Origin of the sequence: Falsiroseomonas algicola, from assembly GCF_011040385.1 — a bacterium.
Lineage (GTDB): Bacteria > Pseudomonadota > Alphaproteobacteria > Acetobacterales > Acetobacteraceae > Falsiroseomonas > Falsiroseomonas algicola.
Genome location: NZ_JAAIKB010000017.1, coordinates 67352 through 92340, shown reverse-complemented (window position 1 = coordinate 92340; position 24989 = coordinate 67352). Strand labels below are relative to the sequence as shown.

Sequence of the window (24989 nt, the reverse complement as noted above, 5' to 3'; positions counted from 1 at the left end):
GCGCCCTCCAGGTAGAGGTTCCGGTCCGTCGCGGCGCTGCCGCCCCAGTCGTCGTTCAGGAAGTTCACCGTCAGCGTGTGCGGCCCGGCGCTCCAATTGCCCAGCACCGTCACCGTATCCGCCTGCCCCGCGGCGTGGGAAGCCTGGGCCGTCAGCGTGCCGTTGATCGGCACGCCATCGACGCTGATCGTGTATTGCGCCGACCCCTGCCAGGCATCCTGGGCGATGCGCAGCACCAGCGCATCCGGCCCGCTGCCGATGGTCGTGCTGAAGCCGGTCGGCGGCGGCGTGCCGGCTTCGGTGAAGGCGAAGTCGCGCGGGCCGCCCGTGCCGATCATCACCGTGGTGCCCGCGACGGCGGTGCCGTTGTAGGTCGCGCCCTCCAGGTAGAGGTTCCGGTCCGTCGCGGCGCTGCCGCCCCAGTCGTCGTTCAGGAAGTTCACCGTCAGCGTATGCGGGCCGGCGGACCAGTTGCCCAGCACCGTCACGGTGTCCGCCTGCCCGGCGGCATGGGAGGCCTGGGCCGTCAGCGTGCCGTTGATCGGCACGCCATCGACGCTGATCGTGTACTGCGCCGAACCCTGCCAGGCATCCTGCGCGATCCGCAGCACCAGCGCATCCGGCCCGCTGCCGATGGTGATGCTGGCCCCCGGCGTCGGCGGCGGCGGCGTGCCCGCCTCCGTGAAGGCGAAGCTCTGCGGCCCCTCCGTGCCGAATTCCGCGACGGCACCCGGCAGCGCCACGCCGTTATAGGTCGCGCCCTCGAGGTAGAGGTTGCGGTCCGCCGCCGCGCTGCCGCCCCAGGCGTCATTCAGGAAGTCGATCGTGACGCTGTGGCTGCCGGGCGCCCAGTTCCCCAGCACCGTCACCGTATCCACCTGCCCGCTGCCCCTCAGCGCGCGGGCGGACAGCGTGCCGTTGATCGGCACCCCATCCACGCTGACCGTGTATTGCGCATCGCCCTGCCAGGCATCCTGCGTGATCCGCAGCACCAGCGCATCCGGCCCGCTGCCGATGGTGACGGAACCGCCCGGCGGCGGGGGCGGTGGCGGCTCGACCGTCCCGGTGTCGGTGAAGCCGAAGCTCCCCGACCCCGCGGCGTAGAGGTTGACCACGAGGCCCGGGATGACGACGCCGTTGTAGGAAGCGCCATCGACATAGAGGTTGCGGTCCGCGTTGTTGCTGCCGCCATAGCCGTCATTGAGGAAGGTGACGGTCGCGGTGTGCCCGCCCGTGCCCCAGCTGCCGCGCACCGTGACGGTATCCGACAGCCCATCGATGTGGGAGGCCTGCGCGCTCAGCGTGCCGCCGATCTGCACGCCATCGACGCGCACGGTGTAGAGCGCATCGCCCTCCCATTCGTCCTGGGAGATGCGGAGCACCAGCGCATCCGGCCCGCTGCCGACCGTGACCTCCTTCCCCTCCCGCGGCGGTGGCGGGGGCGGCGGCGCGCCATCGGTGATGACGTAGTAGCCGACCTCGCCGAGCGGCAAATCCACGTAGTAGATGCGGCCATCGGCGCCCTGCACGTAGTCGATCGGCCCGAAGATGCCGTCCTGCGTCTTGTAGAGGAACTGCACCTGGGTGCGGTCCCTTGTATCGACCGTATAGACCTCGCCGCCCGCGAAATCGGTGAAGAAGAAATCATCCGCGAAGACGCCGGGATAGCGCGTGCCGCTGTAGATGGCCGATCCGCCGGTAATCGCCTGCACCTGGAAGCCCGGCTCGCTGCTGGCATGGCCGAAGGCGCGGAAGGGGGGCGTGATGGTGATCTCGCCGCGTGCCACCGCATCGTAGAAGCCGGCGGCACTCGCCAGCTCTGCATAGGCCGGCGCCCGCAGCAGCACGCCGCCATCGCCACCTTCGAAATAGGGCCAGCCGAAATTCGCGCCTGGCCCGCCGGTCATGATCATCTCGAAGGAATCCCAGCCGGTGTTCGTCATGAACAGCCGCCCTTCCTCGTCGAAGGCGAGGGAGAAGGGATTGCGCAGCCCGAGTTGGAAGACCTTCGCGCGGTTCAGGTCGAGGTCGATGCCCGGCGTGGCGAAGGGGTTGTCCGGCAGCCCATCGCCGGTGAGGGGATCGATGCGCAGGATCTTGCCGGACAGGCTGTCCAGGTCGACGACGTCGGGCGACCGGGGATCGGCGTAGTTGGGCGACGTCCCGTCGCCGGTCGAGACATAGAGCGCGCCATCCGGGCCGAAGATCAGCCCGCCGCCGGCATGGCTCAGCGAGTCGACCTTGATGTAGTCCTGCTTGAACCCGCCGACGATCGTCTGCGCCGGCGCGGCCGTGTTGATGTAGCGCTCCGAGGACGGCGCGCCGGCGAAGGCGGGGTCGGAGTGGTCGTTCCTGCCGCGGCCGCTGATATCGTCGAGCGACCGCCCCGCACCGCCCAGCAGCACCACCTCGCTGCCCGGCACGATGGTGGTGAAGCCGGTCGAGGCGTCGGCGGTGAAGCGCAGCAGCTGCGCATAGCGGTTGCCATCGCCATCCGGTCCGGCATTGCCGGTCAGGCCCTGCGTCCCCGCGGGATCGACCACGATGAAGGCGTAGATGTAGCCGTTGCTGGCGAAGTCCGGATGCAGCGCGATGTCGAGAAGCCCGCGATCCTGGTGGTCGTTCACCCGCGCGCGGATGTCGAGCATCACGCTGCGCTCGCCCGTCACGGTATCCGCCACCAGGATGACGCCAGGCTTCTCCGCGATGTAGGCAAGCCCGGGATCGATGGGCGAGAACTCCACCCGCAGCGGCTGGTCCAGCCCCCGCACAACGGGCACCAGCGTGACCGTGTAGTCCGAGACCAGCGGCGGCTCCGCGGGCGGGGGCGGCGCCGGCGTCTCGTCATCCAGGATGGAGACGCGGGAGGTGCGCGGCGCGAAGAGGTTGGCGCCCACGACATTGATGATGGAGAAGACGAAGACCTCCGTCGCCTCGCCCGCAGTGTCGTTCAGGATCTGGATCGGCACCGAGACCTCGGCGGCGCCCGCGGCCATCGTCACCGTGCCGGTGCCACCGACGAAGTCCTGCCCGGCCACCGCGGTATCGGCGGTGATGCCGTAGGTGATGGTCACCTCGTTCGCGAGCGACCCCGTCCGCAGGATGCGCTGCGTCACCCAGCCGCCATTCTCCGCAACGGAAATCTCCGATTCCGCAACGAATACCGTCCCGCTCATCGCCGCCTGATGCCCTGTCCCGTGTGCAAACCGTCCGGCGCGCAGCCGTCCACGGAGTTAATTGCGGAGAGCCATCGGTATACGAATAACGTTCTTGTTTATTGCGATATCGTTCCGTCGCAGGCTCAGGGGCAGCCCCCCCACAGCCGCGCATCGAAGCGGAAGGGCGTGATGGCGACGATCCGCACTTCCTGCGCGCGCGGGTGCGCGGGGTTCAGCAGCAGGTTGCGACCCTGCTGCAGCACCATGGAAGGCACGGAGAGCACCGCGCTCCGCCCGCCCGCGATCCAGCCATCGCCGATGGCACGCGGGTCCTCCGGCATGGCGGCCACCACTTCGACATCGGCAGGCAGCGCGACGCGGACCAGCACATGGTTATGCGTGACTTCGGCATAGGGCATGTCGAGATGCACGCGCGCTTCCAGCACTGCCAGCGCCGGATGCTCGGAGAGATAGACGAGCGCGCGCCCTGGGCTGTTCCAGCGCTGCCCGTCTTGCGCCTTCGCGCCGGAAAGCTCGACCTGGCCTTCACGGCAGATCTGCCAGCCCGTCACCTGGTCCATCGCGGCCGATGACGCCGCGCGGGCCGCGCCGGTTGCTAGCTGGCGTCGTAATCAACCGAGACGCTGGCCCCGACCGGCCGCGACTGGCAGGTCAGCACGAAGCCGGCCTCGGTCTCCCAGGGCTGCAGCGAGTAGTTGGTCGCCATCGCGACCTCCCCCTCCGTCACCTTCGCCCGGCAGGTGCAGCACATGCCGCCGCGGCAGGACCAGGGCAGGTCGAGCCCCGCGCGCAGCCCGGCCTCCAGCACCGTCTCGCCTTCCCCCATCGGCACGTCGCGCGTCACGCCATCCACCGTGATGGTCGCCATCGCCGCCGGCGGCGCTTCCGGCGCGACGACAGGGCGCGGGCGCGCGCCAGCGGCGGTGGTGAAGCGTTCCTCATGGATGCGCGCGGGGTCCAGGCCGAGCCCTTCCAGCGCCTGCCGCGCGCCCTCCGCCATCCCCTCCGGCCCGCAGAGGAAGGCGGCATCGATGGCGCCGACCGGCACCAGCCCCGGCAACAGCGCCGCGATCCGCGCGGCATCGAGCCGCCCATGCAGCGCGCTCAGCTCATGCTTCTCCCGGCTCAGCACATGCACCACGGCGAAGCGGGACAGGTACCGATCCTTCAGCTGCTCCAACGCATCCCGGAACATGATCCCCGCCGCGTCGCGATTGCCGTAGAGCAGCACGAAGCGCGCGCGCGGCTCGCGCGCCAGCAGGCTGGCGGCGATCGACAGGATCGGCGTGATCCCGCTGCCGCAGGCGATGCCCAGCACCGTGCGCGGCGGCGCCGCCGCATCCGGCATCAGCCCGAAGCGCCCCTCCGGCGCCATCGCCTCCAGCACCTCGCCCGGCTTCAGCTGGTCCACCGCCCAGCTGGAGAAGGCGCCACCCGCAACGCGCTTGATGCCGACGCGCAGCGTCCCGTCATCGAGGCCGGAGCAGATCGAATAGCTCCGTCGCTGTTCCACGCCCTCCACGACGCGGCGGAAGGTCAGGTACTGCCCCGGCGTGAAGCGGAAATCGGCCTGCGGCGGCGGCTGCAGCGTGACGGCGACGGCATCCGTTGTTTCACGGGAAACATCGACGACCCGCAGCGGATGGAAGCGGGTGGACACGGCGTTCATCGGCGCCTCGCTACAGGCATTTGAACTGGTCGAAGGGTTCGCGGCAGGCGGTGCAGCGCCACAGCGCCTTGCAGGCCGTGCTGCCGAATTCCGAGAGCTTCTCCGTCTCCACGCTGCCGCAGCGCGGGCATTGCGTCTCGTCATCCGCGCCGAACAGCGCGCGCCGCCCCGCCCGCGCCGCCGGCGGCGCGATGCCATAGGCCCGCAGCGCATCCCGCCCCGCCTGCGTCATCCAGTCCGTCGTCCAGGCCGGCGAGAGCACCAGCCGCACGCGCACATCGCCGAAGCCTGCCTGCGCGAGCGCCGCCTCGACCTCCCACGCGATGACGTTCATCGCGGGGCAGCCCAAATAGGTCGGCGTGATGTCCACCTCCACGCCGCCGTCGCCGACACGGACATCCCGCAGCACGCCAAGGTCGGCGATGCTCAGCGCCGGGATCTCGGGATCCACCACCGCGCCCGCGATCGCCCGGACCCGCGCGAGGTCGAGCGTCGTGACACTCACCACACCGCCCCGGGATAGGCGCGCTGGAGATGCTGCATCACCGCCAGCATGTGCCCGAGATGCTCGGTATGCACGCCGCGCCGCCCGCCCTTCTGCATCCAGCCATCGCGCGGCCGATCCAGCCCCGCCTCGGCGAAGACGCGCGCAACCGTCGCGTCGAAGGCGGCGCGCAGCGGTGCCGGATCCGGCAGCAGCGCGGCCACCGCCGGGTGCTCGGCCTCGAAGAGTTCGCCGGTATAGGGCCAATACTTCGCAACCGCCGCCGCCACCCGGGCATGGCTTTCCTCGGTCCCGTCGCCCAGCCGGATCATCCACTCGCCGGCGTGCCGCAGGTGGTACGTCACCTCCTTCTCCGCCTTGGCCGAGATGGCGGCGATCCGCGCATCGGGCGACTCCATCGCCGCCTGCCACCAGGGCAGCATCGCCGCACTCGCCAGGAACAGTCGCGCGATCGTCTCCGCGAAGTCGCCACGCGGCAATTCGAAGATCAGCGCGTTGCGGAATTGCGGCGCGTCGCGGCGATAGGCGAGATCGTCCTCGCTATGCCCCGCACCCTCCACCTCCGCGGCATACTGGTAGAGCGACCGCGCCTGGCCGAGCAGGTCCAGCGCGACATTCGCCAGCGCCAGATCCTCCTCCAGCATCGGCGCATGGCCGCACCATTCGGACAGGCGATGCGCATGCACCAGCGCGTCATCCGCCCGGGCGAGCAGCGCCTCGACCAGCGGCGTGCTGGCAACGGCGATCGTCGTCATCTCACATATGCCCGACGTCGTCCGGCACCTCGTAGAAGGTCGGGTGCCGGTAGATCTTGTCGGCCGTGGGCTCGAACAGGCTGTCCCGGTCCGCCGGATCGCTCGCCGTGATGGCGGCGGAGGGCACGACCCACAAGGACAGGCCCTCGCCGCGCCGCGTGTAGGTATCCCGCGCCGCCTGCAGCGCCATCTCCGCATCCGCCGCATGCACGCTGCCGGCATGCCGATGCGCCAACCCCGCGCGGGCTCTGACAAAAACTTCCCAGATGGGCATGGGGGTTTCGCTCATCGCGCTCACTCCGCCGCCTGGCGCTCGGCGGCCCGGCGGGCGCGGCGCTTGGCGGCATGCGCCAGCGCCGCCTCCCGCACCCAGGCGCCCTCCGCATGGGCGCGGCGGCGCGCCTCCAGCCTCTCCCGGTTGCAGGGCCCGTTCCCCGCCAGCACCTGCCGGAATTCCTCCCAGTCGATCGCGCCGTAGCGCCAATGCCCCGCTTCCTCGTCGTACCGAAGCTCCGGGTCAGGGAAGCTCAACTGAAGAAAATGCCCCTGCGGCACCGTCGCATCGACGAATTGCTGGCGCAGCGCGTCATTGGTGAAGCGCTTGATCTTCCAGCGCATGGACTGGTCGGTATGCGCGCTCTCGGCATCCGGCGGCCCGAACATCATGAGCGAGGGCCACCACCAGCGATCCAGCGCATCCTGCGCCATCGCCTTCTGCGCCTCCGTGCCGCGCGCGAGCGTCAGCATGATCTCGTAGCCCTGGCGCTGGTGGAAGCTTTCCTCCTTGCAGATGCGCACCATGGCGCGGGCATAGGGGCCGTAGCTCGTCCGGCAGAGCGGGATCTGGTTCATGATCGCCGCGCCATCCACCAGCCAGCCGATCGCGCCGATATCGGCCCATGTCAGCGTCGGGTAGTTGAAGATCGAGGAATACTTCGCTTTGCCCGACAGCAGCTGATCGACCAGCTCCTCGCGGCTCGTGCCGAGCGTCTCCGCCGCCGCATACAGATACAGCCCGTGCCCGCCCTCATCCTGCACCTTGGCCAGCAGCGCGGCCTTGCGGCGCAGGCTCGGCGCGCGCGTGATCCAGTTGCCCTCCGGCAGCATGCCGACGATCTCGCTATGCGCGTGCTGGCTGATCTGCCGCGTCAGCGTCCGGCGATAGGCCGCCGGCATCCAGTCATTCGGCTCGATCTTGTCCTCGGCCGCGACCCGCGCCTCGAACCGCGCCAAGCGCTCGGGATCCTCCGCCGGACCCGCGGCGGGGGCCACATCCTTCTGGTTCAGGGCCTGGGTGTACACCGGCGCCTCCTCCTGTTGGGTCGGAGGTTATGTCACAGATACCCGCAAGTAAAGCATCAATGCCGTAACACGTCAGAGCCCGAAGCGCCCCGCCATCTCCGCCGCCGGCAGCGCGCCCGCCTCGGCCCGGCCCTCCGCATCCAGCCAGGCCTCCGACGCCGGCAGCAGCCGCGCATAGAGCCGGGCCGCCAGCCGTGCCGCCACATGCCCCGGCCAGGCCTCCGGCAGCAGCGCCTCCGGCAAGGCGGGGTCGCGCAGCGCGATGCGGCGCCATTCATGCACCAGCAGCAGGCGCAGCGGCAGCGCCTCCGCCGCCTCGGGCACCACCCGCTCCAGCGGCGCGAAGGCCGCCAGGAACCGCTCATGCGCCGCGGCGATCGTCTCCAGCGCCCAGCCCCGCGCCGCCAGGTCCCGCGCCTCCCCGAGGCTGCGCGGCTCCGCCATCAGCACCGTGGCCGCCGCCGGCAACGCCGCCACCTCCCCCCGCAGCCCCACCCAGAGCCCCGGCGCCGCCTGGCCGAACTGGCTCGCCACCAGCGCCTCCACCACCGCGGGATCGCCCGTCATCGCCAGGCGGAAGCGCCCGTCCCACGCCGGCGGATCAAGCCGGTAGATGCGCCGCGCCGCCGCGCCGAAGGCGGCCTCCCCGCGCGGCCCCAGCCGGTAGAAGGAATTCCGGCCGACGCGGTTGCGCGCCAGCCACCCCTCCTCCGTCAGCCGCGACATCGCGGTGCGCACCTGGCCGGGATTGCAGCCGAACCGGTCGAGGATCGCCTGCAGCGACCCCAGCCATAGCGAGCCCCCCCGCGGCGCCACCGCATCCCCCCAGATCGTCACGATCAGGCTCGCGATGCGCGGCGGGCCGAGGCGCTGCGTCAGCGCTTCCAGGGCGGAGGGTTCGGGCATGGCGCGCAGACTGCGTCCGCCATGCCCGCCCTGCAACACTTGCCCCGATCCGGGGCAGGAACCACATCCGCGCCGCCATGACCCATGACCGACGCCCCCCCGCCTACACGGCGCCGATCCTCTCCACCCTGCCGCCGCTGCCGGACTGGCTGGTGGGCGAACTCCGCTCCGACCATGCGGGGGAGACGGGCGCGGTCATGATCTATCGCGGCATCCTGGCCACCTGCCGCGACCCCGGCGTGGTCGATTTCGCCCGCCGCCACATGGCGACGGAACAGGGCCACCTCGACCTGCTGAACCTGCTGCTGCCCGCGCATCAGCACAGCCGCCTGCTGCCCATCTGGCGCGTCGCTGGCTGGCTGACCGGCGCGCTGCCCGGCCTCTTCGGCCCCCGCGCCGTCTATGCGACGATCGACGCGGTGGAGACCTTCGTCGATCACCACTACCAGCAGCAGATCGACCGGCTGGACGCCGAAAGCATCCATCCGGAAATCCGCGCCCTGCTGGCCCATTGCCAGGCCGAGGAAGTCCACCACCGGGACGAGGCCCGCGACGCGGCGACGGCGCCGGCCGGCGCGCTGCTCCGCGCCTGGGCGTGGCTGGTCGGGAACGGGTCCGCGGCGGCGGTGCAGGCGGCGCGCCGCATCTGAAAAAGTGCGAGGCTCTGCCTCGCGCTCCGCCGGGGGGCGTGGCGCCCCCCGGGCCCCGCCGGCACTATGCGATCCTCAGAGGGGATCGCCATGAGGCCGACCAGCAAACTGCCCGCAGCCCGCGCCATGATCGTGGCGCCGCAGCCCGAAGCGGCGGAGGCCGGCGCCAGCATCCTCGCCGCCGGCGGCAACGCCATCGACGCGCTGCTGGCCTGCGCCCTGACGCAGGGCGTCGTGGACCCCATGATGTCCGGCATCGGCGGCCTCGGCATCCTGCAGCTGCACGACCCCGCCACGGGCCGCACGACGGTGCTGGACGGCCTCTCCACCTGCCCCGGCGCCTGCACCCCCACCATGTGGGAAGCGACCTTCCAGCGCGAATGCGCCGATGGCTACGGCTTCATCCTGGCCGACCGCGCCAACGAGGTCGGCCACCGCGCCGTCACGACGCCGGGTATCCTCCGCCTCTTCGCCGAAGCCCATGCCCGCTTTGGGAAACTTGCCTGGAAGGACCTGTTCGGCCCCGCCATCGGCTTCGCCGCGGAAGGCTGGATCATCCGCCCCCACGTCCACACCATGTTCACGGCGAACGAGGCCGCCTATGGCCGCCTAGACTACGTCCGGAAACTCGCCTTCACGGCCGAGGGCGCCGCGCTCTACTGCCGGCCGGACGGCTCGCCGAAACGCCCGGGCGACCCCGTCCGCAACCCGGCCCTCGCCCGCACCCTCGCCGGCATCGCGGCCGATGGCGTCGAGAGCTTCTACACCGGCGACCTCGCCCGCGTGATCCTGGACAACATGGCCGCGAATGGCGGCCTGCTCTCCGCCGCCGACCTCGCCGGCTTCAAGGTCACCGAAGCCGCGCCGCTGGTCGTGCGCTACCGCGGCTTCGACATCTCCCTCCCGCCCCCGCCCGCCGGCGGCATCGTGGTGGCGGAGATGCTGCGCATCCTCGAACGCTTCGACCTGGTGGCCCAGGGCCACAACAGCCCGGCCTTCATCCGCACCCTCTCGGCGGCCATGCGCATCGCGCTGAAGGACCGGGAGGATCACATCGGCGACCCCGCCACCCAGCCGCCGCCGCTCGACCACCTGCTCTCCGACGCCTATGCCGATGACTGCGCCGCCCGCATCCGCGATGGGCTGGCGGCCGCGCCGACCCGCGTGACGGCGACGGCCAAGGACACGACGACGATCTCCTGCGTCGATGCATCGGGCCTCGTCGCCTCGCTCACCCACACGCTCGGCGTTCCCTCCGGCGTCATCCCGCCCGGCACCGGCTTCATGCTGAACGGCGCGATGAACTGGTACGACCCGCGCCCCGGCCGCGCGGGCTCCATCGCGCCGGGCAAGAAGCGCTTCTCCTCCATGACCCCCACCATCGTCTTCCAGGACGGCCGCCCGGTGATGACGCTGGGCGCCCCCGGCGGCGCCTGGATCGGCATCGCCATCCTGCAGGTGCTGGTGAACGTGCTCGATTTCGGCATGGGGATGCAGGAAGCCGTGCAGGCCCCCCGCTTCGCCGCCACCGGCCCCGCCATCGACATCGGCAACCGCATCCCCCGCGCGGTGGAACGCGACCTCGTTGCGGCGGGCGAAACCGTGCGCCGCAACTACCACTCCTACCCCTTCGCCGCCCCGCACGGTATCTCCCTCTGGGACGGCGTGCTGGCCGGCGGCGCCGATCCGCAGCGGGATGGCCTTGCCATCGGCGTCGCCTGAACCGCGAAGCAGCACGAAACCGGGACGAAACGAGGAAACACCGTTCCGTCCGCCTGCCATGCTTGCCTGGGATCGCGACGCCCAAGGCCTGACCGATGACCCAGCTCACCCTCCAGACCCGCGACATCAACGCCCTGGGGCTGGAGGGGCCGGCCAAGGGGAACCTGGTGTGGGACGACCTGGTCGCCCGCATCGATTTCGAACAGCGGCTGACGGAGGACAGCTTCGGCATCCCCGTCCCCGTCATCGATGCCGGCGCCACCCTCTACGCCCATGGGCAGCTCGGCATCGAGGTCACCGCCACCTGGGATGCCGGCAGCTTCGGCATCGACTACGTGATGGAGGACCACGCCAACGGCTTCACCGAATGGGTTGGCGAACGCGCGGACCCCTACATCCCGCCGCCCAATGCCGAAGACCAGACGCCGCTGGCGCAATACCAGAACGCCAACCCGATCCTGGCGCCCAGCCTCACCTTCGTCACCGGCGACATGCCCTTCGTCGCCCCCACCAGCCAGTCGAGCCTCTCGGTCGATTTCGTCTATGGCCTGCAGGCCGGGGTGCGCGACATCGACCTCTCCGCCGATCTCTGGGTGGGCGAGATCGACATCATCTCCAACCTCGACATCCCGCTGGTCGATATCCCGGATGGTCGCGCGACCATCTTCAGCCTGGTCACCGGCGAATCGCTCGACCTCGACCTCGGGACCTTCCCGATCGACATCAACAAGCTGACGGTGCCGGAGGCGCCGAACGAATACGGCGGCGTCAGCTTCGGGGACGGGCTCTTCCCCTCCCTGATGCGCAGCGGCCAGGGCCCCGCCTTCCTCGACGCCACCTTCTCCATGGCCAAGTTCCTGGCCAACCTCTTCCCCGCCGCCAAGGTGCTGTCCGGCACGCTCGACCTCGCGGGCCCCAAGACGCAGCTATACTGGACGGTGCTGGAGATCGAGACCAACGTCACGGTCCGCCTGGTGCAGGAGGTGGAGTTCCACCTCGAAGGCATCCAGCTCACCCTCGACACCAGCCTCGGCCAGCACGCGACGGGCGTGCTCGGCGACCAGTTCGTCATCGACACGCCGATGGGCCAGGGCGACGTCGATGCCACGGTCACCTACACCGCCCATGGCGAATACAGCACGCGGCTCGGCATCCAGGTCACCGCGAACATGGAAGTGTCCGCGATGGAAATCGGCCTGCGCAACACGCGCTTCAAGGATTTCGACGTCTCCATCGGCCCGCTGGTCCACTTCTTCGTCCCCGACGCCGATGGCTGGTCCACGGAGCCGCTCTGGCTCTACGAGGCATCGCGCGACGTGGTGCTGGATGGCACCGATACGACGGATGGCGTGATCGGCGCGCAGGCCACCTACACCGTCCATTACCAGAACGACGTGGTGGCCGATGACGCCCCGAACACGCTGCAGCTGACGGATGACCAGGTGGCGCTGGACGCGATGGCGGGCGATGACCGCATCGGCGGATCGAAGATCTTCAACAACATCTTCGGCAATACCGGCAACGACACGCTGGCGGGCTTCGGCGCCGGGGACCTGCTGAATGGCGGCCAGGGCAACGATCTCATCTACGGCGATATCGGGCCCGGCCTGCCGCCTGATTTCTACAAGGGCTACAACGCGCCCGGCATCGCCGTGCCGGGCGACGACATCATCACGGGCGGCGCCGGCAACGACACGATCGATGGCCAGAATGGCAACGACGTCATCACGGGGGGCGACCTCGGCACCGGCGCCAGCGGCAGCGACCTGCTGAGGGGTGGCTCCGGCCACGACCTGCTCTATGCCGGCGGAGCCGATGGCGGCGCCGATACGCTGGATGGCGGTGCGGGCCAGGACCGCGCCGTGGTGGTCCGCCGCGGTGCGCTGGCGAACTTCTCCGTGACGGCCGGAGAGACCGTCATCCTGCCCGATGGCACCGTGCTGAAATCGATCGAGAAGCTCGACATCGCCACCGGCTTCGGCGCCGACACGATCGTGGGCGGCGCCTTCGGCGACAGCATCGATGGCGGCGCGGGCGATGATTCGCTGAACGGGACCACCGGTCCCGACACCGTGCTGGGCGGCGCCGGCGCCGATACCGTCCTCGCCTTCGACGATGTCGGCAGCGCCAATGCCGATGTGCTGGATGGCGGGGAGGGGCGCGACACGCTGGTCTATCGCGGTCCCGGCGTCGCCTCCTCCAAGCCCATCTTCCTCACCATGCAGCCGGAGATGACCTTCGGCACCGGCACAGTCGCGCGCAACTTCGAACGCCTGGACTTCGACAGCGGCATCCTCGCCACCGGCAAGGACATCATCGCCGGCGGCAATGGCGACGACATCATCCGCACGGGCCTCGGCGATGACCTGCTGGGCGGCGGCGCAGGCCGCAACCGCCTCTATGCCGGCGGCGGCAACGACATCATCGCCTCGGCCGGGATCGACAGCGTCGATGGCGGCGCGGGCGATGACCTCGCCATCATCGTCGCCCCCTCCACCACGCGCCTCGGCACGCCGGCCTCCTGGCAGTTCACCTTCAAGGCCAACGAGACCCAGGTGCTGAGCAACGGCACCACCATCGCGGGGGTGGAGCGGATCGACTGGACCGGCGGCGGCGCGGCGGACCAGGTGACGGGTGGCGTGCATGCCGATGCGCTGATGGGATCGGGCGGCGGGGACACGCTGGATGGCGGCGCGGGCAAGGACCAGGTGGATGGCGGCAGCGGCGACGACCTGGTCCAGGCGCTGCGCGGCCAGGCCGCGGACACGATGCTGGGCGGGGAGGGTGATGACCGCCTGGCGCTCGACCTCTCCGACAATCTCGGCAAGCTGCTCATCGCCGACTGGTACGGCAATGACGACTTCACCTACATCAACGGCGCGAACGGCATCACCGCCTTCAAGGGGTTCGAGCGCCTGACCTTCCGCGGCGGCGCGGGGAACGACGTCATCAAGGGCGGCGACGCCGTCATCCCGCTCAGCGTGCCCCGCGGCAGCCCGGCGGGCTTCGGCGATCGCCTCTATGGCGGCCTCGGCAATGACCAGATCGATGGCGGCCTCGGGCGCGACGCGCTGTTCGGGGAGGGCGGCAATGACCGCATCATCTGGTCGGCCGGTGGCGACCTGGTGGATGGCGGCGCGGGGGACGACACGCTCTGGATCGATGCCGGGCGCGGCGCGCCCCTGATCCTCGCCATGGCGCCGCTCGATGCCGATGACGGCGACGAGACGACCAACGAGAACGAGACCTTCTTCACCGACGGTTCCCGCATCGCGAATGTGGAACGGCTGCGCTACATCGGCACCGGCGCGGCGGAGGGCGTCGACGTTACCGGCGGCATCTTCAACGACACGCTGATCGGCGGCTTCCACGCGGATCGGCTGGAAGGCGGCCGCGGCGCCGATTCGATCGAGGGCGCGGCGCTCGCCGATGCGCTCCTCGGCGGCGATGGCGGCGATACGCTGGTCGGCGGCAGCGGCGCCGATCTTCTCGAGGGCGGGGAACGCGGCGACCGCCTGGTGGCGAATGGCGGCGGCGCGGTCGTCGCGACCTTCGCGCTGGTCGATACCGGTGGCGGCTTCGGCGGCGGGGACTTCACCCTGCCCGGCATGCTGGCCGATACGCTGCTCGGCGGCGAGGGCGACGACACGCTGGTGGCCGATGCGCCATCCCGCATCGCGGGCGGCGATGGCATGGATCGCCTGGTGCTCGACCGCGGCACCTCCCTCTTCGGCTACAGCGTCAACCTCCTCGACCCCGATGCCACCACGCCGCTTGTCGATGGCGGCAGCGTCACGGGGGTGGAGGTGCTGCAATTCGTGGGCGGCACCGGCGGCGACGAGATCTTCGTGGCAGGCCTGCGCGCGCATGACCTGCGCGGTGGCGGCGGCATCGGCTTCGACTCGCTGCTTCTCGACCTCTCCGCCGCGCGTGGCGCCACCGTCACCGCCGATGCCGCGGGGCTGCTGCGCTTCGGCCCCGGCATGGCGCGCGGCTTCGAAGCCGCCACGCTGCTATTCGGCGGTGCTTCCGACCGGCTTCTGGCCGCGACCAGCGGCATCGCCTTCGTGGCGGAAGGCGGCGCGGGCGATGATTCGCTCCATGGCGGCACCGGGCGGGACAGCCTGGCGGGCGGCATCGGCAATGACCGGCTGGAAGGCAATGGCGCCGCCGATACGCTCGAAGGCTTCCTCGGCCGCGACACGCTGCGGGGCGGGGAGGGTTCGGACCTCATCCTCGCCGCGGGGCTGGAGGCCGGCGAGCTCTACGATGCCGGCAGCGGCATCGACACCTTCTCGCTCCGCGATGATGCCGTCGCCGCGCGCATCGACCTTGCCGCCACCACCGTCACCCGCGCCGGCCAATCCGCGACGCTCCGCTTCTTCGAACGCGTGGAGGGCGGCGAGGGTGCGGACACGATCCTCGGCAGCAGCGCGGCGGAGACGCTGGAAGGCGGCGCGGGCAAGGATCTGCTGGATGGACGCGGCGGCGGCGATCTTCTGCGGGGCGGGGAGGGTGACGACACCTACCTCGTCAACCACGCCGGCACCTTCATCGAGGAAGGCGTCGGTCGCGGCAACGACCTGGTGCGCGCCACCGTCGGCGTCACCCTCTCCGCCAATGTGGAAAGGCTCATCCTGCTCGGCAGCGCCGCCAGCGGCACGGGCAATGCCGGCGACAACGCCATCACCGGCAATGCCGCCGACAACATCCTGCAGGGCCGCGACGGCAACGACACCATCGCGGGGCGGGAAGGCGCGGACAGCCTCGATGGCGATGGCGGGCACGACCACCTGATGGGCGGCGAGGGCGCCGATACGCTGACCGGCGGAACCGGCAACAACACGCTGCGCGGTGAGGCCGGGGCCGATGCCTTCCTGCTCGGCGACTTCGGCGGCCATGACCGCATCGCCGACTTTGACGAGACCGACCGAATCCTGCTGGACCGCGACAGCCTCGACCCCGGCCGCGACCTCTTCATCGACCTGGGCGGGCTGACGGAGGCGCGTTTCGGCTATGGCCGCGGCGGCGTGTGGACGGTCGCGATGGTGGGCCGCGACCTGGTCTTCGATGCCGATGGTGTCGCGCGCAGCGGGGACGAGATCGTGCTGGCGCGGATCTACGGTGCGCTGCCCGACTTCCTCGACATCAGCTTCATATGAGCCGCTTCGCCAGCTCCGCCTTCACCGTCTTGCCGCTGCTGTTGCGCGGCAGGTCGGCGATCAGCTCCATGCGCTTCGGCACCTTGTAGGGCGCGAGCCGCGCGCGGCAGAGCGCCTCCAGGCTCTCGGCCGAGGGTGTCTCGCCCGGCCTCGGCACGACGAAGGCCGCCACCTCCTCGCCCATGGCGTCGGAGGGAAAGCCCACCACCGCCGCCTCCGCGATCCGCGGGTCCGACAGCAGCACGCTCTCGATCTCCGGCGGGTAGATGTTCACGCCGCCGCGGATGATCATGTCCTTCTTCCGCCCCTTCAGCGTGACGTAGCCGGAGGAGTCGACCGAGGCGAGGTCGCCGGGCAGGAACCAGCCCTGGTGGAAGACCTCCGCATCCGCTTCCGGATCCTCGAAGAACCCCGTGGCGACGCCGGGCCCGCGATAGCCGATGCGGCCGACCTCGCCCGCCGGAAGGCGGTTCATCGCATCGTCGAACACCGCGATCTCCACGCCGAAGACGGCGCGGCCCACGCTCGCCTCATGCGCCTCGATATCCTCCGGCCGCAGCAGCGAGATGCCGCCCCCTTCCGTGCTGGCGTAGTACTCATGGAAGCCGGCGCAGAGCCGGTCGCGGATCGCCTTGCGTTCCCACGGATGCAGCGGCGCGCCCGATGACAGCAGCAGCCTCATGCGCCGCAGCGGCGCGGCCTCCTCCGCCGACAGGTCCAGCAGCCGCCGCAGCAGCGTCGGCACCAGGAAGGCCGAGGTCGCCTGGCGCTTCGCGATCTCGGCGGCCAGTTCATGCGGCTTGTAGGGCGGCGGAAACAGCACCGCCGTGCCGCCGCTGAACATCAGCGACATGGTGAAGGTGCGCCCGCCGCCGAAATAGAGCGGTGTCGCGGAGACATAGACCTCCCGGCTGTTGAGGCCGAGGTCGATCCAATGCGTCCAGAAGCGGCGCAGGAACTGCTCATGCGTTACCACCGGCCCCTTGGGCCGTCCTGTCGTGCCCGACGACAGCGACATCAGCAGCGGCATGGCGCCGCAGTCGCGCCCGCTGGGGAAGGCCAGGTCGGCCGGCGTCGCCGCCACGCTCTCCGTGAACCCCGCATCCATCGTCACGCAGCGCAGGCCCTCCAGCGCCGGCGCCTCCGGTTCCACCAGCACCAGCTTCGCGCGGAATCGCAGCGCCACCGCCTGCTGCTCCCCGGCCGTCCAGCGCCAATCCAGCGGCAGCGCCACCGCGCCCATCCGCGCCGCGCCCCACAGCGCCAGCACATGCTCCATGCTGTCGCGCAGCGCGATGCCCAGCACCTCGCCCTGCCTCAGCCCGAGCGCCGTGAGATGCGCCGCCCAGCGCCGCACCAGCGCATCGAGGTCGCGATACAGCACCGCGCGATCCCCCGCGATCAGCGCGGGCTGGTCGGGCCTTGCCGTCGCGTGATGCGCCAGCGCATCGGCGATGTTCATCATGGCGCCAGCCCGTAGATGCGCAGCGCATTCTCCCGCAGGAATTTCCGCAAGGGCCCAGGCCGCAGCTTCAAGCCTTCCACCTCCGCGCGTGTGCGCTCGAACTGCAGCACCGGAAAATCCGTGCCGAACAGCACCTTGTCCTGCCCGTAGCTGTCGATGTAGCGCACGAAGCTCTCCGGCCAGTATTTCGGGCTGTGCGCATCCGCCGCGATGAAGACGTTCCGGTGCTTCCACGCCATCGCGATCATCTCGTCGGTCCAGGGGATGCCGACATGGATGCCGATGATCTTCAGCTCAGGGAAGTCGCAGGCCACCGCATCCAGGCAGATCGGCCGCCCGACGGAGCGCCGCGGGTAGCTGGAATCATAGACCAGGCTCTGCCCGACCTGCAGCTGCACCGGCACGCCGAGTTCGACGCACTTGGTGTAGAACGGATACCACTTCGCATGGTCCGGCGGCAGCTCGTACCAATGCGGGTAGAAATGCGCGCCGATGAAGCCGTCCTCCTTCACCGCGCGCTCCAGCGCCCGCACGCCCTCCATCCCCTCGGTCGGGTCCAGCCCCGCCAGGCCCGAGAAGCGATCGGGATATTGCCGCACCGCCGCCGCCACCAATTCGTAGGGCACGTGGTAGCAGGCGGGGTGCCACCTCACGCCGACCTTGGCGGCGACGAGGAAGGCGCGCTCGATCCTCGCCGCGTCCATGCGCGCCAGCATCGTCTCCAGGCTGATGCCCTCGAAGGTTTCCTGGTCCACGCCGACCTTGCCGCGATAGAACGCCGTGCGATCCGGCCGCGCGGCCAGCGCTTCCTTCGTCCAGATGTTCACCACGGAATCGATGGCCCAGATCTCGTCACTCATGCGGTCAGGCTTCCTTGTCGCCGGCGCGCCCATCGGGGCTTCCGGCGCCCGGGCTGTCAACCCGCCGGGGCCGGCTGGTCTTGCGGCGAATCCCCGCTAGGTTGCCGCCCATGGACATGCAGGCGGATGTGCTGGTCGCGGGTGGCGGCATGGCGGGCGTTGTGGCGGCCGTCGCGGCGGCGCGGGCCGGCGCCGATGTGCTGCTGGTGGAACGCTGGGGCTTCCTCGGCGGCGCCGCCACCGCGGCCGCGGTCGGGCAGTTCGTGGGGTGGGAAACCGCCTCCGGCCGTCGCGTCGTGGCCGGCATCGCGGAGGAAGTGGTCGTGCGCCTCATGGCGCAGGGCGCCAGCGACGGCCATTCCTGTTTCACCATGTCCACCGGCCACCGCATGGACCGCGTCTGCTACGACCCGGAAGTGCTGAAGCCCGTGCTGGATTCCATGGCGCAGGAAGCCGGCGTGCGGCTGCTGTTCCATGCCTCCATCCTCGACGCGCAGCGCCAGGGCGGCACCATCACGTCCGTCGATCTCCTCACCAAGGCGGGCGTCTGGCGCGTGCGGCCGCGCATCGTCATCGATGCCTCCGGCGATCTCGACCTGCTCGCCCGCCTCGGCGCGGATTTCCTGCCGCTCGACGAGGGCCAGGCGATGCAACCCGCCACGGCGATGTTCCGCTTCGGGCCCATCGACCTTGCTGTCTTCGATGCCCTCTCGCCCCAGGACCTCGCCGCCCTGTCCCGCCGGGGTGTCGAGGAGGGCCGGCTCGCCCGCGCCGCCCTCCACGCCAGCCGCATCGAGGGCACGCGCGACGCCTGGTTCAACATCGGCCGCCTGGCCTTCGATGCCACGGACCCGCTGGCGCTCTCGCAGGCCGAGGTCGAGGGCCGCCGCCAGTCCCTCGCCGCCAGCGCCTTCCTGCGGGACCTGGTGCCGGGCTGTGCCGAGGGGCGCCTCGTCGCCTTCGCGCCGCAGATCGGCGTGCGCGAAAGCCGCCGCATCCACGGCCAGCATGTGCTGGCGGAGGAGGAGCTGCGCGCCGCCACCCCCTTCCCCGACCGCATCGCCTGGGGCGCCTATCCCATGGATATCCACCCCGCCAAGGGCGCCGGCCTGCATTTCGAGGGCTTCGGCGAGGACCACGCCTATGCCATCCCGCTGCGGTCCCTGCTGCCGCTCGGCTTCGACAATGCGCTGGTCGCGGGGCGCGGGATCTCCGCCACCCACAAGGCGCATGCGGCCACCCGCGTGATGCCGACGATCATGGCCATCGGCCAGGCCGCGGGCCTCGCCGCCGCCATGGCCGCGCGCGGCAATGCCGCGCCCGCCTCCTGCGACGTGCCGGCCCTGCAAGCCGCCCTGCGAGAAGGCGGTGCCCATCTGCCATGAGGAGGAAGCCCCGATGAACCTCACCCGCCGCGCCCTGCCCGCGCTGCTCCTCGCCACGCCCGCCCTCGCGCAGCCCGCCTGGCCGACGCGTCCCGTGCGCCTCATCGTCCCCTTCGCGCCTGGCGGCCCCGCGGACATCCTGGCGCGCATGCTGGCGGAGTTCTTCACGCCGCGCCTCGGCCAGCCCTGCATCGTGGAGAACCACGCCGGCGCCGGCGGCATGATCGGCACGCGCGTCGCCGCCACCAGCAATGATGCGCATACGTTGCTGCTCGGCAGCGTCAGCATGACCATCGTGCCGCATCTGGCGACGCAACCCGTGGGCTATGACGTCACCACGGATTTCGTCCCCGTCGGCCTTGTCGCCTCCGCGCCCTTCGTGCTGGTGGTGGCCGCGGCCTCGCCGCTGCGGGACCTGCCGGGCCTCGTCGCCGCTTCACGCGTGCAGTCGCTGAATGCGGGCAACAGCGGCAATGGCACGCTCTCCCACCTCGCCATCGAGGTCTTCCGCAGCCGCACCGGCGCGGCGGTGGAATCCGTCGCCTATCGCGGGGAGGGCCAGATGCTGCCGGACCTCGTCGCCGGCAATATCGGCTTCTCCTTCGCCTCCCTCTCCTCCGCCCTGCCGCTGATCCGCGACGGCAGGCTGCGCGCGCTCGCCGTGCTCGGCCCCGCGCGGCTGGAGGCGCTGCCGGAGGTGCCGACGCTGGCCGAACAGGGCGTCCGCGACGTGGAGGCCGATGGCTGGCAGGCCCTCTTCGCCAACAAATCCGTGCCGGCTTCCGGCGTGGATCGCCTGCGCGCGCTGCTGGCGGAAGCCCTGGCCGACCCCGCCATCGCCGCCCGCATCACGGGCTTCGGCCTGCTGCGCGCGGCCCGCGATCCCGCCGCCTTCGCCGCCCTCTTCACCGAGGAATATCGCCGCTGGGGAGAGGTGGTGCGCGCCGGCGGCATCCGCGCGGAATGAAGCACGAGACCGATGCCCTCATCCTCGGCTCCGGCGCCGCCGGGCTGACGGCGGCGCTGACCGCCGCCAGGGCGGGGCTGCGCGTCACCGTCCTGGAGAAGACGGACCGCCTCGGCGGCACCAGCGCCATGTCCGGCGCCGGCACCTGGATTCCCGCCAACCATCACGCCGCCGCCGCGGGCATCGAGGACAATGCGGAGGACGCGCTGACCTACATCCGCGCCGCCGCGCCGGAGGGATGGGCGGCAACGGAGGACGCGCTCTGGCAGCGCCTGGTCGAAGCCTCGCCACGCATGCTGCGCTTCATTGAAGAAAACTCGCCGCTGCGCTTCGCCCTGACGCCGGAGCCCGACCCGCTGCGCGACCTCCCCGGCGCCCGGAAGCGCGGCCGCATGCTCTCGCCGCTCCCGCTCTCCCGCTGGAAGGCCGGGCGCTTCGCGCTGCGCATCCGGAAATCCACCATCCCCGAACTCTTCACCTATCACGAGGCCGTCGAGACCGACCTCTACCACCACCCCTTCCGCACGGCCTGGCAGCTCTGGCCGCGGCTGCTCTGGCGCCTGCTGACGAACACACGCGGCAAGGGCACGGCGCTGATCACCGGGCTGCTGCGCGGCTGCCTCGATGCCGGCGTGCAGATCGAACTCGAAGCCCGCGCGGTGGAGCTGACGCGCGACGAGACGGGCGCCATCACCGGCGCCATCGTGGAACAGCGCGGTGCGCGCCACGCCATCACCGCGCGGCGCGGCGTCGTCATCGCGACCGGCGGCTTCGAATGGGATTCCGCGCTGCTCGCGCAGCACTTCCCCGGCCCCGTGGACTACCTCGGTAGCCCCGCCGGCAATACCGGCGATGGCCACCGCATGGCGGAAGCTGCCGGCGCGGCGCTGGCCCATATGGACCAGGCGACGCTCACCCCCTCCATCCCCACCACGCTGCACGGACGCCTCATGGCCCGGCCCGTGCCCTTCCACACCGAACCCAACGCCATCATCGTCAACCGCCACGCCCGCCGCTTCGCCAACGAACTGCGCTTCAACATCGGCGAGTCGATGGATGAACGCGACGCCGCCGGCAACCCGGTGCAGCTGCCCTGCTGGGTCATCAGCGATGCCCGCCTGCTGGACCGCTTGCCCCCCGCCCGCTGGGGCGCCCGCGCCGATCCCGCCTGGCTGAAACGCGCTGACACCATCGCGGACCTCGCGGCACAGACGGGCCTCGACGCGACGGCACTCGCGGAAACCATCGCCCGCTACAACAGCTTCTGCGCCGCGCAGAAGGACAGCGACTTCGGCCGCCCCTCCGCCGCCGACGCCGCCGCCTCCGGCGACAAGCGCCGCCGCGGCGGGCTGGAAGCGATCGAACGCAGACCCTTCCTCGCCATGCCCTTCAACCGATCGATCCTCGGCACCAAGGGCGGACCCCGCACCAACGAACACGCGGAAGTCCTGCGCCCCGACGGCAGCGTCATCGCGGGGTTGTTCGCGGCGGGCGCGTCATCGGCGAATCCGCTGGGAACGCGCGGCGTGGGGACGGGGACGACGATCGGGCCATATATGACCTGGGGCTATGTCGCGGGGCAGAGGCTCAGCGCGCGGAACTGATGCGAGGCGCTGCCTCGCGCTCCGCCGGGGGGCGTGGCGCCCCCCGGACCCCGCCTCAACCGAAAGCGAGACCGGGGAGCAGCAGCGCAATGCCGGGGAAGAGGCAGAGCAGGAACACGCCGAGCAGCAGCGCGATCCAGTAGGGCAGGGCGGCGACAGCGGCATCGCCCAGCTTCACCTCGCCACCGGTGATGCCGACCAGCACGAAGAGATTCATCCCCACCGGCGGCGTCAGCATCCCCACCTCGATCATGATGGTGACGACCACACCCAGCCACACCGCATCGAACCCCACGCCCGTCAGCAGCGGAAACACCAGCGGCAAGGTCATGATCATCATCGACAAGCCGTCGAAGAACATGCCGAGCACCAGGTAGACGACCACCACCACCAGCAGCAGCACCCACTTCGACAGGCCCCAGGCCGAGACCGCCTGCAGCATCTGCTGCGGCAACCCCAGCAGGCTGATCGCCTGCGCCAGCACCAGCGCACCCACGAACACCATCGCGATCACCGCGAAGGTGCGCACCGTGCCGATCAACGCCACGCCCACGCCCCGCAGCGTCAGATCGCCGATGGTGAAGCCGAGGATCGCGGCGGCCGCCACGCCCACCCCCGCCGCCTCCGTCGGCGTCGCCAGCCCCGCGAAGAGGCTGCCCAGCACCGCCACGATCAGCACCAGCAGCGGCAGCACCGCCGGCAATCCCCGCAACGCCTCCCCGATCGCGACGCGCTTCTCCGCCGGCGCGATGGCGGGGTTGCGCAGCGCGGCGAAGACGATCCAGCCCATGAAGATCGCCGCCATCATCAGCCCCGGCAGCACGCCCGCGATGAACAACCGCCCGATCGAGGTATCCGTCAGCGCCCCATAGATCAGAAGCGACAGGGATGGCGGGATCAGCAGCCCGAGCGTCCCGCCCGCCGCCAGCGTCCCCACCGTCTGCGCCCGGTCATAGCCCCGCGACTTCAGCTCGGGATACGCCACCGACCCCACCGCCGCGGCGACGGACATGGAGGATCCGGACACCGCGCCGAAGATCGTGCAGACCGCGATGTTGGTGTGCAGCAAGCCCCCCGGCAGCCGCCCGAAGAAGGGCGCCATGGCGCGATACACGCCCCGCGCCAGCCCCGACGCCACCAGCAATTCACCCAGCAGGATGAACAGCGGAATCGCCGTCAGCGTGAACTCGTTCAGCGTGTTCCACACCGTCTGCACGCCGATGCGCGTCGATCCGCCGGCGAAGAAATGCAGGATGGTGAAACCCGTCAGCCCCAGCGCCGCGCCCAGCACGGCGCCGGACAGCACGGTCGCCGTCAGCATCCCCAGCAGCGTGGTCCAGATCACAGAGGTGCCGCCTTTTCCGCGGGAGGCGGCCGCAGCGCCACCCAGGCCGCGACCAGCCCCGTGACACCCAGGCTGACGGGCATCAGCACCACCCAGGGGCCGAGCGGCAGCCGCGCCTGCTCGCTCATCAGGTTCAGCATCAGCGTGAAATCGGCGATCGCCCAGCCCTCCCACGCAAACACCGCGCAGAAGGCCACCATGATGCACTGGCCCAGGAACCAGGCGATGCGCTTGCCGAGTGGCGGCAGCTTGTCCGTCACCAGCGTCACCCGGATGTTGGCATTCCCCGCCATCGCGAAGGGCAGCGCCAGAAACGCCATGGCGGAGAGCAGCAGCCCCGACAATTCCTCCGTGAAGCGGAACGGCGCCGCGACGGCGTAGCGCATCACCACCGCCGCCACGACCAGGCCGAGGATCGCCGCGCAGCACGCCGCCGAAAGCGCGAGCAGCCCGCGCGTCGCCAGCAGCAACGCGCGGTCGATGGCCTGCATCAGTTCCCGGTCAGCGCGGATTGGATGCGCGCGCGCCAGGCCGGGCCCTGCCCGCCGGCCTCCCGCATCAGCGTGTCCCAGGTGTTCAGCGCGGCGGTGCGGATCGCCTGCTGCTCGGCCTCGGTGAAGGTCGGGTGGAAGGTGACGCCGGCTTCCCGCAGCCGCACGCGGCTCGCCTCGTCATCCGCCGCATCCTGTTCGAACCGCGCGCTGCGCTGTTCCATCGCAGCCGTGGCCTGCTGCAGCGCCGTGCGGTTCTCCGCCGACAGCGCCCGGAACCGCGCCTGGTGCGCCATCACGATGTAGGGCGTGGGCGGGAAGGCGAAGCCGGTGCTCGTCGCATGCTTCGCCACTTCCTGCAGGCTGATCGTGTGCACGATGCGCGGCGGATACAGCGCGCAATCCACCACGCCCGTCTGCATCGCGCTGTAGAGTTCCTGCTGCGGCACGATCTGCGCCGCGACGCCGAGCGTCCGGAACGTCTCCACCTGCTCCCGCGACCCCACCCGCAGCTTCACCCGCCGCAGCTCATCCAGGCTCCGCACGGGCGACCGGCAGAAGATGGCCGCATCCAGCAGGCCCAATTGCATGTAGCCCACCGGCTCGATGTTCCAGCGCCGGATGCCCTCGTTCAGGCTCTGCTGCAGCGCCGGCATGATGCGGTTCAGCTCCGCGGCGTTGCGGATCAGCCCGAAGACCAGGATGGAGGACATCGCCGCATCGTCGCGCCCCAGGAAGGGCGGCCAGATGAAGCTGATCTCCGGCGTGCCGCCCTGCATGGTGCGAAGCGCGTCCGCATCCCGCAGGTTCATGGCGTTGCCTTCGAAGACGTTCAGCACGAAGCGGCCATTGCTCCGCGTGCGGACATCGGCGGCGAGCTCCCGCACATGCTGGCTCTCGATGCGCGTCGGCGCGTAGCTGTTGTGGAAGCGCCATTCCGTCGTCTGGGCTTCAGCCCCGCCCGCCATCAGCGCCGCCAGCGCCCCCAGCACGAACCGCTTCATCGCACGCTCTCCCATCCC

The 24989-nt window shown here is 70.7% G+C and carries 19 protein-coding genes; 6 read left to right on the top strand and 13 right to left on the bottom strand.

Annotated elements, in window-relative coordinates; translation table 11 throughout:
- The 8 genes from G3576_RS31340 to G3576_RS27030 form a co-directional block, all read right to left on the bottom strand.
- On the bottom strand, window positions 1–3176 hold a 3176-nt coding region (locus tag G3576_RS31340), incomplete at its 3' end, for a carbohydrate-binding domain-containing protein (protein WP_207623058.1).
- A gap of 125 nt (window positions 3177–3301) precedes the next feature.
- Complete coding sequence (locus tag G3576_RS27060; protein WP_164697607.1) at window positions 3302–3739, bottom strand: RES family NAD+ phosphorylase; 438 nt, start codon at window positions 3737–3739, stop codon at window positions 3302–3304.
- A gap of 35 nt (window positions 3740–3774) precedes the next feature.
- Complete coding sequence (paaE, locus tag G3576_RS27055) at window positions 3775–4848, bottom strand: 1,2-phenylacetyl-CoA epoxidase subunit PaaE (RefSeq protein ID WP_164697606.1); 1074 nt, start codon at window positions 4846–4848, stop codon at window positions 3775–3777.
- 10 nt (window positions 4849–4858) lie between these two features.
- Window positions 4859–5353, bottom strand: a complete 495-nt coding sequence (paaD, locus tag G3576_RS27050) for a 1,2-phenylacetyl-CoA epoxidase subunit PaaD (RefSeq protein ID WP_328729926.1) — start codon at window positions 5351–5353, stop codon at window positions 4859–4861.
- The gene (gene paaC, locus G3576_RS27045) at window positions 5350–6108 is read right to left on the bottom strand and encodes a 1,2-phenylacetyl-CoA epoxidase subunit PaaC (protein WP_164697604.1); all 759 of its coding nucleotides are present in this window, start codon (window positions 6106–6108) and stop codon (window positions 5350–5352) included. Before paaC ends, paaD begins: the two co-directional genes overlap by 4 nt.
- Window position 6109: 1 nt before the next feature.
- Complete coding sequence (gene paaB, locus G3576_RS27040) at window positions 6110–6397, bottom strand: 1,2-phenylacetyl-CoA epoxidase subunit PaaB (protein ID WP_092959197.1); 288 nt, start codon at window positions 6395–6397, stop codon at window positions 6110–6112.
- A 5-nt stretch (window positions 6398–6402) separates the two neighbouring features.
- A complete protein-coding gene (gene paaA, locus G3576_RS27035; protein ID WP_164697603.1) occupies window positions 6403–7410 on the bottom strand; it encodes a 1,2-phenylacetyl-CoA epoxidase subunit PaaA in 1008 nt (335 codons plus the stop codon).
- Between the two features lie 72 nt (window positions 7411–7482).
- The gene (locus G3576_RS27030; RefSeq protein ID WP_164697602.1) at window positions 7483–8316 is read right to left on the bottom strand and encodes a PaaX family transcriptional regulator C-terminal domain-containing protein; all 834 of its coding nucleotides are present in this window, start codon (window positions 8314–8316) and stop codon (window positions 7483–7485) included.
- 77 nt (window positions 8317–8393) lie between these two features.
- Here G3576_RS27030 and G3576_RS27025 point away from each other — a divergent pair, with 77 nt between their 5' ends.
- The 3 genes from G3576_RS27025 to G3576_RS27015 all read left to right on the top strand — a co-directional run bounded on the left by G3576_RS27025 (window position 8394) and on the right by G3576_RS27015 (window position 15850).
- Complete coding sequence (locus G3576_RS27025) at window positions 8394–8966, top strand: demethoxyubiquinone hydroxylase family protein (RefSeq protein WP_164697601.1); 573 nt, start codon at window positions 8394–8396, stop codon at window positions 8964–8966.
- A 90-nt stretch (window positions 8967–9056) separates the two neighbouring features.
- Window positions 9057–10688: a gamma-glutamyltransferase family protein gene (locus G3576_RS27020; RefSeq protein WP_164697600.1), complete on the top strand. Its 1632-nt coding sequence runs from the start codon at window positions 9057–9059 to the stop codon at window positions 10686–10688.
- Between the two features lie 95 nt (window positions 10689–10783).
- On the top strand, window positions 10784–15850 hold the full coding sequence (locus G3576_RS27015) for a beta strand repeat-containing protein (protein ID WP_164697599.1): 5067 nt from the start codon (window positions 10784–10786) through the stop codon (window positions 15848–15850).
- Here the strand turns inward: G3576_RS27015 and G3576_RS27010 are convergent.
- Window positions 15843–17315: a class I adenylate-forming enzyme family protein gene (locus tag G3576_RS27010; protein WP_164697598.1), complete on the bottom strand. Its 1473-nt coding sequence runs from the start codon at window positions 17313–17315 to the stop codon at window positions 15843–15845. The genes G3576_RS27015 and G3576_RS27010 overlap by 8 nt on opposite strands.
- A complete protein-coding gene (locus G3576_RS27005) occupies window positions 17312–18175 on the bottom strand; it encodes an amidohydrolase family protein (RefSeq protein ID WP_164697597.1) in 864 nt (287 codons plus the stop codon). Before G3576_RS27005 ends, G3576_RS27010 begins: the two co-directional genes overlap by 4 nt.
- A gap of 110 nt (window positions 18176–18285) precedes the next feature.
- Here G3576_RS27005 and G3576_RS27000 point away from each other — a divergent pair, with 110 nt between their 5' ends.
- The 3 genes from G3576_RS27000 to G3576_RS26990 are packed head-to-tail and all read left to right on the top strand — an operon-like array spanning window position 18286 to window position 22131.
- Window positions 18286–19560, top strand: coding sequence for an FAD-dependent oxidoreductase (locus tag G3576_RS27000; protein ID WP_164697596.1), 1275 nt, complete (start codon window positions 18286–18288; stop codon window positions 19558–19560).
- A gap of 13 nt (window positions 19561–19573) precedes the next feature.
- Window positions 19574–20527, top strand: coding sequence for a Bug family tripartite tricarboxylate transporter substrate binding protein (locus G3576_RS26995; RefSeq protein WP_164697595.1), 954 nt, complete (start codon window positions 19574–19576; stop codon window positions 20525–20527).
- A complete protein-coding gene (locus G3576_RS26990) occupies window positions 20524–22131 on the top strand; it encodes an FAD-dependent oxidoreductase (RefSeq protein ID WP_164697594.1) in 1608 nt (535 codons plus the stop codon). Before G3576_RS26995 ends, G3576_RS26990 begins: the two co-directional genes overlap by 4 nt.
- A 55-nt stretch (window positions 22132–22186) precedes the next feature.
- Here the strand turns inward: G3576_RS26990 and G3576_RS26985 are convergent, their stop codons facing one another.
- Genes G3576_RS26985 through G3576_RS26975 form a run of 3 tightly spaced genes read right to left on the bottom strand, consistent with a single transcriptional unit; the run spans window position 22187 to window position 24971 of the window.
- Window positions 22187–23476: a TRAP transporter large permease gene (locus G3576_RS26985; protein WP_207623057.1), complete on the bottom strand. Its 1290-nt coding sequence runs from the start codon at window positions 23474–23476 to the stop codon at window positions 22187–22189.
- Window positions 23473–23967, bottom strand: a complete 495-nt coding sequence (locus G3576_RS26980) for a TRAP transporter small permease (protein ID WP_164697593.1) — start codon at window positions 23965–23967, stop codon at window positions 23473–23475. The genes G3576_RS26985 and G3576_RS26980 overlap by 4 nt, the downstream gene beginning before the upstream one ends.
- Window positions 23967–24971 carry a TRAP transporter substrate-binding protein gene (locus G3576_RS26975; protein ID WP_164697592.1) on the bottom strand — a complete coding sequence of 335 codons (1005 nt, stop codon included), beginning with the start codon at window positions 24969–24971 and terminating at the stop codon, window positions 23967–23969. The genes G3576_RS26980 and G3576_RS26975 overlap by 1 nt, the downstream gene beginning before the upstream one ends.
- Between the last annotated feature and the right edge of the window lie 18 nt (window positions 24972–24989).

Bases quoted from the DNA above. Each gene is read 5' to 3' on its own strand.
- G3576_RS27060 (WP_164697607.1), bottom strand. From the start codon at position 3,739: ATGGACCAGGTGACGGGCTGGCAGATCTGCCGTGAAGGCCAGGTCGAG.
- paaE (WP_164697606.1), bottom strand. From the start codon at position 4,848: ATGAACGCCGTGTCCACCCGCTTCCATCCGCTGCGGGTCGTCGATGTT.
- paaC (WP_164697604.1), bottom strand. From the start codon at position 6,108: ATGACGACGATCGCCGTTGCCAGCACGCCGCTGGTCGAGGCGCTGCTC.
- paaB (WP_092959197.1), bottom strand. From the start codon at position 6,397: ATGAGCGAAACCCCCATGCCCATCTGGGAAGTTTTTGTCAGAGCCCGC.
- G3576_RS27030 (WP_164697602.1), bottom strand. From the start codon at position 8,316: ATGCCCGAACCCTCCGCCCTGGAAGCGCTGACGCAGCGCCTCGGCCCG.
- G3576_RS27025 (WP_164697601.1), top strand. From the start codon at position 8,394: ATGACCCATGACCGACGCCCCCCCGCCTACACGGCGCCGATCCTCTCC.
- G3576_RS27020 (WP_164697600.1), top strand. From the start codon at position 9,057: ATGAGGCCGACCAGCAAACTGCCCGCAGCCCGCGCCATGATCGTGGCG.
- G3576_RS27015 (WP_164697599.1), top strand. From the start codon at position 10,784: ATGACCCAGCTCACCCTCCAGACCCGCGACATCAACGCCCTGGGGCTG.
- G3576_RS27010 (WP_164697598.1), bottom strand. From the start codon at position 17,315: ATGATGAACATCGCCGATGCGCTGGCGCATCACGCGACGGCAAGGCCC.
- G3576_RS27005 (WP_164697597.1), bottom strand. From the start codon at position 18,175: ATGAGTGACGAGATCTGGGCCATCGATTCCGTGGTGAACATCTGGACG.
- G3576_RS27000 (WP_164697596.1), top strand. From the start codon at position 18,286: ATGGACATGCAGGCGGATGTGCTGGTCGCGGGTGGCGGCATGGCGGGC.
- G3576_RS26995 (WP_164697595.1), top strand. From the start codon at position 19,574: ATGAACCTCACCCGCCGCGCCCTGCCCGCGCTGCTCCTCGCCACGCCC.
- G3576_RS26990 (WP_164697594.1), top strand. From the start codon at position 20,524: ATGAAGCACGAGACCGATGCCCTCATCCTCGGCTCCGGCGCCGCCGGG.
- G3576_RS26980 (WP_164697593.1), bottom strand. From the start codon at position 23,967: ATGCAGGCCATCGACCGCGCGTTGCTGCTGGCGACGCGCGGGCTGCTC.
- G3576_RS26975 (WP_164697592.1), bottom strand. From the start codon at position 24,971: ATGAAGCGGTTCGTGCTGGGGGCGCTGGCGGCGCTGATGGCGGGCGGG.